Source organism: Halomonas sp. NPDC076908, assembly GCF_050269715.1.
Classification (GTDB): Bacteria; Pseudomonadota; Gammaproteobacteria; order Pseudomonadales; family Halomonadaceae; genus Vreelandella.
Genome location: NZ_JBNNIW010000015.1, coordinates 75030 through 87936, shown reverse-complemented (window position 1 = coordinate 87936; position 12907 = coordinate 75030). Strand labels below are relative to the sequence as shown.

The following is a 12907-nucleotide window of genomic DNA, read 5'->3' as shown; positions in this document are numbered from 1 at the left end:
AAAAAGTAGCCGATGTAAGTCGAGCCAGTAGGTGTTTAGCGGTGTTACAGCCTGAGTGCGGTACTGGCTGAGGTACTATGAGAAATCCAGGCTAGCAGAGGTATTACGCTGACTGGTTGAGTCTACCCATATTAAAAAAGCTGACCACTGACAGACCGACAAGTGCTTCCAGCGGTGTATTATAGAAACTTCACTTCATTGCAGTGCAATCAGACTTACTATTTCACAAATATGGTGCAAAAGTGGCAAAAATTGATCAACGAACCGTCCGCTCCAAACAAAGCCGTAAGGAGATAATGGATAAAATTTTTGATGCCGCCATCACTGAATTTAGTCAACATGGTTACCAGGGTGTTTCTACGCAAGCGATTGCAGAGAGAGCCCAACTCAAGAAGTCACAACTGCATTACTACATCGAGGATAAAGAGGTACTTTATGCTCAGGTGCTGGGTAAAGTGCTCGACAGCTGGAGCAGCTTTTTTAGCTTTGATGAAAACCCCGAACTAACACCACGTGAAGCATTGTCCGAATTTGTTCGGCTTAAGTTCAAATTTGCACTAGACAACCCTCAACTTTCACGCATCTTTACCCTGGAAATTTTAAGTGGTGGCAAGAGGTTAGAGAAATACTGGCCGCAATCCATTACCAACACTCATGCCAAAGTTATCAATATCCAAAAGTGGGTCGATAACGGCGAGATGCGCCCCCTCGATGGGAGGCTCCTGATCATGCATATTTGGGCGCTCACTCAATACTACTCAGACTATACGATGCAGGCTGAGCTATTATTGGAATCGCCTTTGCAAGCTCCAGAGACTCAAAAGAAAATCGAGCAAGAGCTGATTACCTTTACACTTTTGGGCTGTGGCATTTCTCCTGAGGAGGATCTGAACGCTTAGGCTTCGGGTTTTTCGCAGTATATACTGCAAGTTGGTACGCTTAATGCATTTAGGTTGACCATGTGTACAAACTAAATGGTCAAAAAATGCCCTCTTCAGACTTTGAATTTCTCACGGTAACTAAACGAGAGCTGTTAGCGCCGCAAATTCTTAGCCTACATTTACAACGGGCCGATAGAAGCATACTGCCGCCGTTTACTGCCGGTGCTCACATTTATGTACAAATCAATGACCAATTTCAGCGTGCTTATTCTCTCTGTGGCAACCCCGCCAATCGTCGTCGATATGAAATAGCGGTAAAGCTTGAACCCGAAGGCCGGGGCGGATCGAAAGCCTTATACCAGATTGCTCAACAAGGTGTGCAATTAAAAGTAAGCCCGCCTTGTAACGTGTTTGAGTTATCTGAGGATGCCCCCCACCACTTGCTGGTTGGAGGTGGCGTTGGTTTAACACCGTTAATTGCCATGGCCTACCAGCTCAGCGCTGAGAGACGCCCCTTTACTCTTTTAGTGGCCGCACCCAGCGTGGTTGAGCTGCCCTTTAAAGAGCTGCTTATGCACAGCAGCTGGCCGGTTGAGATTTGCCGGAACCCACGGCAGGCACTGGATGTAGCGGCATACCTCAACAAACTGCCAACTGGGACACATGTCTACTGTTGTGGCCCTGAAGGGCTTATCAAGCGGGTTAGCGCCCAGTGTTGTCACTTACCCAAAAATTGCTGGCACGAAGAGCGCTTTAGCGCTAACGAGAAGCAAGTCTTTAAAGGATTCGAACTCTATCTTAGTGAAAGTGATCGCACGCTTCAGGTTGAAGCTGGCAATTCAATGTTGGTCACGCTTAAGCAGTCGGGTATCTATGTCGAGAGTGCTTGCGAACAAGGTATTTGCGGTAGTTGTGTCGTGCCCTGGAGCGATGGTGAGCCGGTTCACCGCGACCAATGCCTTGACGAGGATGATCGCCGCGAATACATAGCCCTTTGTTGCGGAAGCTGCCGCTCTGAACGCCTTACGTTGGAGCTATGATGCACGCCTCGCTAACCCTTATAACTGGGATGCGCCTGCCCAGGTGGTATCTACCTTTGTCCTGGCCTGAGCAAGCTGGCCAGTCCCAGCGGGCAACCGTGCGAGTTGAGCGTGGTGCTTTTGCGCCGCCCTGCCCGATGCAAGAAGGCGATAGTGCACAGCCCGGCGCGCTCGACCTAGGAGGGCGGCTAGTGCTGCCACCCTTGATCGATCCCCATGTGCATATGGATAAAACCTATACCCGTCAACGTCTAGGCGCTTTACAACCTGGCCTACTAAACGCGATATCAGCGATGCGTGCCGATCAGGATATGCACTGGAGCCATGCAGATTTAACGGCCCGCAGCGAACGCGCACTTAACCAAGCGTATCAGGCCGGTACGCGACTGATACGGAGTCATGTGGATTGGAGTGAGCCAACTGAAATTCCGTTGGCTTGGTCTTTGCTGGCTGAGCAAAGAGCCCGCTGGCAGCACAAAATACGTCTACAGCGAGTTGCGCTTGTGCCACTTGGCATACTTGAGGATATCCATAAGGCATCTTTTATAGTGCAACAGGTCGCTGCCAGTACAGATGCAGCGATGGGCGCTTTTATTCATAGTAGTAACTTTAACGCCAGCGCTATGCGCAACTTGGTAGAGCTAGCCGCTGAGTGGAGAGTCGATTTAGATCTACATATAGATGAAGAGCTTTCACGTGAGTCCAAGGGGCTCGAGTGCTTACTGGACGTCCTCGAAGCACGCACCGAGCCATTTTGTGGGCGAATCGTTTGTGGCCACCTCTGCTCGCTAGCTAATAAAGAATACCACTATGCGGTTGGGCTGCTAGAGCGTGCTGCAAAACAACCCATCACCTTTTTAATGTTACCAACCAGTAATCTTTTCCTTCAAGATGCCCACCCTGGTCACACGCCGCGTAAGCGCGGCCTAACCTTATTAAAAGAGGCTCATGCGCGCGGCATTAATTGCCTTTTAGGCAGCGATAACGTGCAGGACGCTTTTTATCCCTTTGGCAATTACGACCCCGTTGAAATACTGCGCCTAGGCGTTCTCAGCGCTCACTTAGAGGATGCCTTTGATACTTGGTCGCAAGCTATTTGTTCCACCATAGGACTTGATGGTCAGCTAGCGTCGTCTAATAAGGAGCCGACTCAAGAGTGGATACTCTTTGACACAGACTCTCCGTGGTGCTGGCCCAGCGATTTAAAGCGTATAAGGTTGCATATAGGAACCTGCCCTATCGCGACAACACTCTTTTATCCCCACGATACTCCTTGGAGCCGTTCATGACAGATAACCCTGTTAAAGGTGCCCCTTTAGCGCGCTATGCCGCCAGTAAGCGAGTAGGTGACTTTATCTTTTTATCTGGAGTCATTGCCGTCGACCCTACTCGCCACCTAGTGATATCTAGCTTTGATGATATACCCGGTGAGGTGGCAGACAAAATAGGACGTACGGGTGAATTTTCAAGCGATATTAAAAAGGGGGCAATCCTCAGCCAAAGCTGGTATGTGCTTGATTCCATCCAACACATAATTGAGCGGGAGGGGGGGCAAATGAGCGATGTATTTAAACTCGTTCAGTACTTTCGCAATCTCGACCATTTTCCTTATTACAGTCAAGTCCGCGCGCTTTTCTTTCCTGATACCCCCCCTATTTCCACCATCGTCGAGGTAAGCGCTATGTTACCAAACGAGAAAGTACTGGTTGAAGTAGAAGCCACCGCCTACCTGCCGCTTGACGGTAATAGGAATCTATGATGCTACACGGATATATACCTGCTCAGCGTTTTCTCCCCTATTTAACCTGGACCGATATTGATGCTGTAGAAGATAAAGCCAATGTCGTCATCGTGCTGCCGGTTGGCGCCATCGAACAGCATGGCCCTCATATGCCGTGCGCGGTTGATGCCATTATTGCGGCTGGCGTTGTCGGCAAAGCATTGGAGAAACTTCCCTCAAGCGTACCCGCCTATGCGCTTGCTCCTATCACCTACGGTAAATCAGATGAGCATCTGCATTTCCCAGGCACGATGACGCTTACGGGTGAAGTTTTTCTGCATACCATTCAAGAAATAGGTGAGTCGGTTTATCGCGCTGGTTTTCGTAAGCTAATTATGGTGAATGCCCATGGCGGCCAGCCCCAGCCACTGGAAATGGCAGCTCGAGAGCTACGATTGCGTCACGGTGATTTCATGATCATTGCTCGCTCGGCGTGGAGCGTCCCCCATGACACTAGCTTTATGTCCGAAGAGGAGAGTCAGTGTGCGATGCACGCAGGGCACGGCGAAACCGCCATTTTAATGCAGTTGGCACCAGCAACACTGCATATGAATCGGGCAAAGTCATGCTACCCGTCTCTTTCTCCTTGCCCAACGCTATCAAAGACTCGTCCGGTAGCCGCCTGGGTAGCGCGAGATTTCGGTTCGACAGGGGTTATCGGTGACCCCACTCCCGCAACCCCCGAGCAGGGCGCGCAACTGCTAGAGCAGTTGGCGTCTCAGTGGGCTCAAGCCTTTACAGAGGTACACCAAGCCCACTGGGCTGTGCGCAACGAACAATCCTGGGGGCGTAGCCACCACTCAGGCCATATCGAGTCACATTCGTAATGTAAGCCCTTTCATCATCACTAATACTGGAGAAGCAATATGCACGTAAAGCAGAAGCACCATCGTTGGCTGACTTACTCTACACTCCTCGTGGCTTTAGCAATAAGTGGTTACACCGTTGCCCAAAGCGCCCCCCCCATACCCTTCACTTTCACTACCAACTGGTACGCCCAAGCGGAGCACGGCGGTTTTTACCAGGCCAAGGCAGAAGGCCTATACGCTGAAAAAGGGTTAGCGGTAACGATCCGCATGGGGGGACCTCAAATCAACTCGGTGCAGTTGCTCGCGGCGGGCCGGGCACACTGCATTATTCATGATGATATCGGCACCATGCTGGCTCGCACGCAAGGAATCCCAATGACCATGGTGGCGAGCAGCTTTCAATTCGACCCTACCGTTATCATCACCCACAGCGATATAAATGAGCTTTCCGAGCTTAAGGGGCGCACTGTACTGATCTCCTCAAACGCCCACTCCTCATGGTGGCCGTGGGCGAAGAGTCAGTACGGTTTTACTGATGAAATGAGCCGCCCCTATACCTTCAATATTCAGCCCTTTATGGCCGATCACTCGCTTGCGCAACAAGGCTATATGAGTTCCGAGCCGTTCGCCATGATGCAGGCAGGTGCTGATTACAAGGTGTTTTCTTTAGGCCAAGAGGGCTACCCGCCTTATGGTAATTCGATTGCTTGCCGCGACGATGTCATTGCCGAACACCCCGAACAGGTACAGGCCTTTGTAGAAGCTAGCATGCAGGGGTGGAAAAACTATTTAGCCGATTCCAGCGCAGGCAACACACTTATCCAGGCGGAAAACCCTGATATGAGTGATGAGCAACTGGCCTATGCATTGGAGCAGCTGGGCGCTAGCGGGATATTAACGGGTGTCGATGCGCAAACCCAAGGCATTGGCGTGATTACCGATGTGCGGATGCAGGGCACCTGGGAAATGGCCGTGGAAAATGGACTGATCGAGGCGGATAAGTTATCCCTTGCCGAGGTCTATACCACTGAGTTTGTGACGACCAATCCGGTGCTGCCATGAGTGCCATCGGCCAAGCGGGCGCAGCAACGGAAAAGGTAGCCGCAGAAACTGCGATAGCGCTACTTTCCTGCGAGAAGGTATACCCCAACGGCATCCGTGCGCTGATGCCCATCGACCTGAGTATTCGTGAAGGAGAGTTCGTCACTCTGTTAGGGCCTTCCGGTTGCGGGAAAAGCACCTTGCTGAAGATGGTTGCCGGGCTTAGCGAACCATCAGATGGTCGCCTCCTGCTGTGGAATAAACCTAACCATCAACTGCATAAAAGCAATCACTCTTTATCGTTCGTATTCCAAGAGGCATCGCTGCTTCCCTGGCACAGTGTGCGAAAGAATGTAAGCCTGCCGTTAGAGCTTGAGGGGTTGGCCAAAACGGAGATCAAGCCGCGGGTTGAGCAGGTGCTTGAACTGGTAGGACTGACGCGATTCGCCAACGCCCTGCCGCGTGAGCTATCGGGCGGTATGCAAATGCGGGTGTCTATAGCACGCAGCCTGGTGGTGAAACCTGATCTGCTGCTTATGGATGAGCCTTTCGGTGCGCTTGATGAAATTACCCGCTTTAAACTTGATGGGGATCTACTCGATCTGTGGCAAAAAAACGCCCTGAGCGTTCTGTTCGTAACTCACTCCATTCATGAGGCGGTATTTCTATCAGAGCGCATCATCGTCATGGCTGCTCGCCCTGGTCGAATAGTCGCAGATATTAGTATCGATGAACCCTATCCACGCCAAGCCGAATTTCGTATGAGTACAAGGTTCAGTGAGTACGCCATGCAATTACATGAACATTTGGTCGCAGCTGCTGGCACGGAGGACGAGGTATGATTAGTGTACTGCCGCTATGGCGCCACCAACGCTTTCGTCGTGTATTTGTGCCTGCTGTCATAGCTGTTTTGCTACTGTTATTGTGGCAGGGCACAGTGGTACTTGGTCAGGTACCCGAGTACCTCTTCCCGTCACCATTGGTGGTAGCGCAAACGCTGATCAGCGATTGGCAGCTCCTCGGAGCGGCGCTATTAAACACACTAAAAATCACCCTCACCTCATTCTTACTCGCGATTATCGTTGGCGTTTTAATCGCTTTCGGCTTTGTACAAAGTCGCACTTTAGAGACTGCCCTTTTCCCTTATGCGGTGCTGCTACAAGTGACACCAGTGGTGGCTATTGCGCCTTTAATTATCATCTGGATCCAGAACACGACGCTCGCGCTGGTGGTTTGCTCCTCACTTGTCGCTTTATTCCCCATCATTTCTAACACCACACTGGGTCTAAGGAGCGTTTCACCTAACCTATTGGCCTATTTTCAACTGTGCCGTGCCAATCGCAGGCAAACGCTTTGGCGGCTACGGGTGCCATCGGCGCTCCCTTATTTCTTCGCCGCACTGCGTATTGCCAGCGGGTTAGCATTGATAGGCGCCGTGGTTGCCGAATTTGTGGCCGGGACGGGAGGCGCTAACACAGGGCTTGCTTATCAGATCCTGCAGTCTGGTTATCAATTAAATATTCCTCGTATGTTTGCCGCGCTAGTACTGATATCACTAACTGGGATAATCCTCTTTACAAGTATGTCCATTCTATCAAGGCTAACTATAGGCCATTGGCACGAAAGCGAGGCATAAGCAGAACTTCTTCTTTATTTAACATGGTATTGACTAATGACATCAACTGAAACGCTCGGTGCGCTGCAATCTCAACTACCTGAGCTTGAATGGGTAACCTCAAAAGTAAACATCAAGCGTCTGTCTAAAGATTTTTACTGGTTTAGTCCACTCTTGACGCCACAGTTGATAGATAAAAAAGCCGATTTAGTGGTGCGCCCAAAGGATGAAACCGAGTTAAAGGCGCTGATCAGCGTGTGCGTTAAACTTAACATCCCCATGACAGTGCGCGGGGGGGGAACCGGTAACTACGGTCAAGCGGTACCGCTATCGGGTGGCTTGGTGATCGATATGACATTGTGCACCGCATTCGAATGGCTATGTGATGGTTTGGTACAGGTACAAGCGGGAATGAAAATCGCTGCATTAGAAGAGCATGCGCGCAAGCGTGGTTGGGAGCTTCGCTGCATGCCATCAACCTATAAAGCCGCAAGCATAGGAGGACTGTTTGCAGGTGGTTTTGGTGGCATCGGGTCGATTAATTACGGTTCTATCGCCACTTCGGGTACGGTACAAGCGATACGTGTATTAACCATAGAGGAAAATCCACGTGTACTTGAACTTAGTGGGGATGAGCTTTCCACCTACCATCATACTTACGGAACCAACGGTATTTTGATCGATATGCAACTCGCCTTAGCGCCTGCTCGAAATTGGAGCGAGTATTTATTGGGCTTTGACAGCATAGAGTCGGCATACGCGTTCTGTCGCGAACTGGTAGACGCAGCCGGTATTGAAAAACGCGAGGTTTCAATTTACGACAGCATTGCCGCCTCTTACTTTAAAGAGCTCCCTATCCATCTAGCGTCTGGGCAGTTTTTGGTTATGGCTCTGGTCGCTCCCCACTGCCATGCGCCGCTAACCCAGCTATGCAAAGCCCATGGTGGCAATGAGCTATGGTGCCAGCGTTTTGAACAGGCGAATGCTTCTGGACTTACCCTTATGGAGTACTGCTGGAACCATTCGACCCTACACGCCCTCAAACACGACAAAAATTACACCAACTTACAGACTAATTACGACAGTGACCACGTTCTAGAACAGCTAAGCCAGCTCGAAGAGCAGGTCGGTGAGGAAGTATTAATTCACCTTGAGTTTGTCCGTACTAACAATAACCAGGTGCTCATCACCGGGCTCCCTTTAGTAAAATACTCAACTGATGAACGCTTACTGGAATTGATAAATATTCATCAATCATTAGGCATTAAAGTGAATAATAGCCACACCTATATCTTAGAAGATGGCAAGCATGGCGGGGTATTAAGCGCAGATATACTGGCGAGTAAAGCCGCCAATGACCCTCTAAGCCTACTCAACCCTGGCAAAATAAAATCACTTATCCAATAGTTCTACTGTACTATAGCTTGGGTTTGCTACAACCCCAGGCTCGCACCTTATAAGGTGGTAAATAGGGAGGCATGTATAAGCGATGAAGTCTTGGTGAGAAAGAAACAAAACGCCCCTCACCTGCTGCTGGAATTAGGCAAAGTGAGTGGCGTATGTCAAACCATATAAACAGAGCTATAAGTTGCTAGCGATGTTTGTATCCTACCATAAGGATAAGGTCTGATGAGTCATTTAAGAACGATCAAAATTACGCTGGTTGGTTGTGTCGCTTTATTTGCAGGGCTAGTGGCTTTTAACAATGTCGTGGACTATGGATCTAATTTTTCTTTTGTTGAGCATGTGCTAACCATGGACACCACCTTTGAAGGCAATCAGTTAAAATATCGTGCCATCCACGATCCAATTTTACATCACGCTTTCTATTGGGTCATCATACTGACAGAGGCTTTTGTCGGTGGCTTATGTGCATTAGGCGCATGGAAAATGTGGCAAAAAAGACACCTGGATAAGAAGAAGTTCTACTCCGCCAAAACATTGGCGAACGTTGGGTTGGCACTTGGTATTTTACTCTGGTTCACAGGTTTTATGACCATTGGTGCGGAGTGGTTTCTTATGTGGCAATCCCCGATATGGAATGGCCAAAACTCCGCTTTTCGCTTTGTTGTGGTGTTGTTTTTAGTCATGATATTTGTTAATCAAACAGAGCAAGAGTTTCAATAAGCGTTTATGCATAATTTTTCACGCATAACCGGTGATGAGAATCAGGCTTTTAACGGTGAATTATGCCTGATTTACTGTTGCAGGCTACGCTCTCTGGACTGATCACTTGCCCAAAGCAGCCCGTGCTTATTACATTCCAGTCAAAGATGGGCACGTGCCGAACTGATCAGCCTATCAACTTGGATATCGACGGCTTACCGACTAAGGTCTTCGGCCACCAGGGCGTTAGCCACCATTACCTAATGCCATTGCATAATAAAAAGTTGCCTCCACTATGATGCTAAGCAATAAAGTTCGACTCTGACGACAGCCCAATGGCGTTAGACGACTCTGAAGCGGAAAACCGGGCCCAATCATACCGCTAAGAGCGCTGAGGTGAATAAGGCAGAATTAAGATGTGGTTTTTCATATAGCGCCAATCTAAGAATCTCTCTAACACCTATTGCGTTTTCTCTACGCTCAGGCTTAAGGCTAATCGACATTACCCCCCAAATATCTGCTGCAGATCCGGTGCGCTCTCCTCCTCTTCGACCATGGAGAGCGAGGCTTCGATGGCTTTTAGGTGGCGGCTCATAAAGGCTTTGGCACGTTCGCCATTGCCTGTTTCCAGGTAGCCGATCAGGTCATCGTGATCGTGGGATTCGCAGCCCAGGTGGCCGGGGTGACCATAGACGGCCAGTATCAGCGAAGAGCGGGAGCAGAGCCGCTCGACAAATTCCGCCAGGGTGGCGTTGCCTGACAGCTGGGCTAGGCGCACATGAAAGTCGGCCGATAGCCGAATAGCCACGCTCTGCTGGCCGCTGCGCAGCGCCTGGCGCTCCTGGCGGGCCATTTCGCGCAGCTCCGCTGCCTCTTTTTCGCCCATGCGCCGGGCTACATCGGGCATTAACCCACACTCGATTAACTGGCGGGCATCGAAAACGTCTTTGGCTTCGTCGGCGGTGGGCCGGGTAACGCTGGCGCCACGGCGCGGGGTTAGCGTGACTAACTGCTCCAGCGCTAAGCGCTGCAGAATTTTACGAATACCGGTACGGCTAATGCCAAAGACGTCCGCCAGCGCATCTTCGCGCAGCCGTGCGCCAGGCTTTAGGCGCTGCTCGACGATCGCATCGCTCACCGCACGGTAGATCGCATCATGGCGCTCATCGCCCTCTTTACTCTCTTTTTTACTCTCTTTGCCTTCTTTAACAGGAGCACGCCGCTTTTCGGGCACTTGCGCATCACTCATAGTTAGCCTCTCTGATTACTCCTCCCAAGCGGCAATGATATCGCGCTCTTCGTCACTCATGTTGGTCATATTGCCTAATGGCATGTAGCGGCTGGCCACCACCTGCTGAATTTGCCCTTTATGGCCGAGAATTTCATCCCAGCTATCCAACGCAAACCCTGCTGGCGGCGCTGAGAAACCGGCATGCTCAGGATTGCGAGCATGACACTGAACACAGTGCTGATCTATTAAAGTGCTGATTTGTGCTTGGTCGGGCGCTTCCGTGCCGTCAGTTCCGCCAGGCGATGACGCACTGGGTGCGGCCACCCAAAACGCTAGCAGAATAAGCCCTACCCCAAAGGCAGGATACGCTGGCTGGGTGTTGCCTGCATGCATCAAGACAAAGAACTGCCGAATCAAGGCGCCGGCAAAGATAAACAGCACCATCACTACCCAGGCGAGCTCATGGGAGTAGATAAACGAGTAGTGATTACTCACCATCAGTAGCACGACCGGCAGCGTGAAGTAGGTGTTATGCACCGAACGCTGTTTGCCGCGTTTGCCATCCAGCGGATTGGGCGCATCCCCTGCCTTCATCGCTTTTACCATGCGTCGCTGACCAGGAATAATCCAGAAGAAGACGTTGGCTGACATCGCGGTTGCCATCACGGCGCCAGTGAGCAGAAAGGCAGCACGGCCAGTAAACATCTGCGTACTGAGGTAGGCAACGATCACCATCATCACGGCGACTGCCACGCTGAGCAGTCCATCGCGATCCATATTGGGGCTAATGCGTTTGCAAAGCTCGTTGTAAACCAGCCAGCCGCCCAATAAGAATGCCAGGGCCAGAAGGTTAGCCTGCCAGCCGGTTAGATTAGCGGCCCACTGCCAGTCACTGTTGGGATTTACCAAGTAAAAACCTGGATTGACCATATACAAAATAACAAACAGCGCAAAACCAGAAAGCCAGGTGGTATAGGCTTTCCAAAACGACCAGTGCAGGTCATTGGGAAGTTTGGCGGGGGCCGTGGCGTACTTCTGATTGTGATAAAACCCACCACCGTGAACCGACCACATTTCACCGAACACGCCCTTCTCGCGATCTTCCTCGGCTTTGGGCTTGCGCAAGCTGTTATCCAGCATGACAAAATAAATCGACTCGCCAATCCAGGCGATAGCGGCAATCACATGCAGCCAGCGGAGTAGCAAGTTAACAAAATCGATAATATATGACTGCATGCTCGGCCCTCTTAACTGCCGCGGTAGGTGGAATAGCCGTAAGGCGAGAGCAGCAGCGGCACATGGTAGTGCTGGCTGGCATCAGCGACACCAAAGCGCAGCGGAATCACATCTAAAAAGCGCGGCTCATTAGCCTCAACGCCTTGAGCCCGCAGGTAGTCTCCGGCATGAAAAACCAACTCATACTCCCCGGCAGTGAACGCATCACCTTCTAAAATAGGCGAATCACAGCGGCCATCACTATTGGTTGTCACGGTACTCAGGTGATGGCGCTCGTTGTTCACAAGCTGAAATACTTCGATGGCAATCCCTTGGCCGGGCTGCCCTTTTGCGGTATCCAGTACGTGGGTGGTTAAACGTCCCATAGCCACTCCTAAATTGTCATATTATTTGACCGACTGGTCAAAGAGTACCTTTGCTGCTATTTATTGTATACACCAAATCGAGCATCGACCTTGTTAATACTGACTTGCTTACTAATAACACTTACTGATGAGCAGCGCGCTTAGACTAACCGTACGCTTTGGAGATTTTTCCGTGACCCTACCTGATACGCGCCACCTTTCACCTGCGCCAAGCCAATGCAGCCTTGAAATGCTTATCCATCACTATGGTGATGTTTATGAGCACTCGCCATGGTTGGCCAAAGCAGCTTGGCAGCACGGCATCACTGAGGCGCACGATACGCCAGATGGGCTGGCCGAGCTGATGGGGCTGATGCTGCAGCAGGCAAACAGCGAACAGCAAATTGCCGTAATCCGCGCCCACCCTGATTTAGCTGGCAAAGCCGCTATGGCGGGTGAATTAACTCAAGACTCGACCAGCGAACAGGCCGGTGCCGGGCTCGACCAGTGCAGCCCTGATGAATTCGCCCGCTTTGAATACCTTAATGAGACGTATAAGGAAAAATTTGGCTTTCCATTTGTGATCGCCGTTAAAGGGCTGGATCGCCACGCTATCTTGGCAGCTTTTGAAGCGCGCTTGCACAATGATATCGCCACCGAGCGGCGAACGGCGATTGAGCAAATTATCCGCATCGCACGCTTTCGTTTAGTCAGCCGCTTGGCAGATAGCTAAACGTATCGCTGTATACAAATGCAAAAAACGCCGCACCTTTTGTTAAAGGGCGCAGCGTTTTTTTTAAGCGACTGACTAGCTATCTATTAAG

General features: G+C 50.7%; 14 protein-coding genes. 11 read left to right on the top strand and 3 right to left on the bottom strand.

The genetic code is table 11. The features are described from left to right. The first annotated feature begins 242 nt into the window (after positions 1-242). From ACQKE4_RS11025 to ACQKE4_RS10980, 10 genes are all read left to right on the top strand, one after another. The gene (locus tag ACQKE4_RS11025) at positions 243-899 is read left to right on the top strand and encodes a TetR family transcriptional regulator C-terminal domain-containing protein (RefSeq protein WP_427388382.1); all 657 of its coding nucleotides are present in this window, start codon (positions 243-245) and stop codon (positions 897-899) included. Positions 900-985: 86 nt separating this feature from the next. Further along, positions 986-1921, top strand: coding sequence for a PDR/VanB family oxidoreductase (locus ACQKE4_RS11020; RefSeq protein WP_427388381.1), 936 nt, complete (start codon positions 986-988; stop codon positions 1919-1921). Between the two features lie 56 nt (positions 1922-1977). Beyond that, the gene (locus ACQKE4_RS11015) at positions 1978-3210 is read left to right on the top strand and encodes an amidohydrolase family protein (RefSeq protein WP_427388380.1); all 1233 of its coding nucleotides are present in this window, start codon (positions 1978-1980) and stop codon (positions 3208-3210) included. After that, complete coding sequence (locus ACQKE4_RS11010; protein ID WP_427388379.1) at positions 3207-3680, top strand: RidA family protein; 474 nt, start codon at positions 3207-3209, stop codon at positions 3678-3680. Before ACQKE4_RS11015 ends, ACQKE4_RS11010 begins: the two co-directional genes overlap by 4 nt. After that, positions 3677-4528 (top strand): creatininase family protein, encoded by an 852-nt coding sequence (locus ACQKE4_RS11005; protein ID WP_427388377.1) that lies wholly within the window; start codon positions 3677-3679, stop codon positions 4526-4528. Before ACQKE4_RS11010 ends, ACQKE4_RS11005 begins: the two co-directional genes overlap by 4 nt. A 39-nt stretch (positions 4529-4567) precedes the next feature. Then, entirely contained in the window at positions 4568-5572 is a 1005-nt protein-coding gene (locus ACQKE4_RS11000; RefSeq protein ID WP_427388376.1) for an ABC transporter substrate-binding protein, read from the top strand. Beyond that, a complete protein-coding gene (locus ACQKE4_RS10995) occupies positions 5569-6393 on the top strand; it encodes an ABC transporter ATP-binding protein (RefSeq protein ID WP_427388374.1) in 825 nt (274 codons plus the stop codon). The genes ACQKE4_RS11000 and ACQKE4_RS10995 overlap by 4 nt, the downstream gene beginning before the upstream one ends. After that, positions 6390-7187 carry an ABC transporter permease gene (locus tag ACQKE4_RS10990; RefSeq protein WP_427388373.1) on the top strand — a complete coding sequence of 266 codons (798 nt, stop codon included), beginning with the start codon at positions 6390-6392 and terminating at the stop codon, positions 7185-7187. Before ACQKE4_RS10995 ends, ACQKE4_RS10990 begins: the two co-directional genes overlap by 4 nt. A 36-nt stretch (positions 7188-7223) precedes the next feature. Beyond that, positions 7224-8573: an FAD-binding oxidoreductase gene (locus ACQKE4_RS10985; protein ID WP_427388372.1), complete on the top strand. Its 1350-nt coding sequence runs from the start codon at positions 7224-7226 to the stop codon at positions 8571-8573. Between the two features lie 222 nt (positions 8574-8795). Continuing rightward, complete coding sequence (locus ACQKE4_RS10980) at positions 8796-9293, top strand: DUF2165 family protein (RefSeq protein WP_427388371.1); 498 nt, start codon at positions 8796-8798, stop codon at positions 9291-9293. A gap of 481 nt (positions 9294-9774) precedes the next feature. Here the strand turns inward: ACQKE4_RS10980 and ACQKE4_RS10975 are convergent, their stop codons facing one another. Genes ACQKE4_RS10975 through uraH form a run of 3 tightly spaced genes read right to left on the bottom strand, consistent with a single transcriptional unit; the run spans position 9775 to position 12104 of the window. Continuing rightward, positions 9775-10521 carry a GntR family transcriptional regulator gene (locus ACQKE4_RS10975; RefSeq protein ID WP_427388370.1) on the bottom strand — a complete coding sequence of 249 codons (747 nt, stop codon included), beginning with the start codon at positions 10519-10521 and terminating at the stop codon, positions 9775-9777. 15 nt (positions 10522-10536) lie between these two features. Next, positions 10537-11739 (bottom strand): urate hydroxylase PuuD, encoded by a 1203-nt coding sequence (locus ACQKE4_RS10970; protein ID WP_427388369.1) that lies wholly within the window; start codon positions 11737-11739, stop codon positions 10537-10539. Between the two features lie 11 nt (positions 11740-11750). Then, positions 11751-12104, bottom strand: coding sequence for a hydroxyisourate hydrolase (uraH, locus tag ACQKE4_RS10965; RefSeq protein ID WP_427388368.1), 354 nt, complete (start codon positions 12102-12104; stop codon positions 11751-11753). 229 nt (positions 12105-12333) lie between these two features. Here uraH and uraD point away from each other — a divergent pair, with 229 nt between their 5' ends. Beyond that, on the top strand, positions 12334-12816 hold the full coding sequence (uraD, locus tag ACQKE4_RS10960; protein ID WP_427388385.1) for a 2-oxo-4-hydroxy-4-carboxy-5-ureidoimidazoline decarboxylase: 483 nt from the start codon (positions 12334-12336) through the stop codon (positions 12814-12816). The last annotated feature ends 91 nt before the right edge of the window (positions 12817-12907 follow it).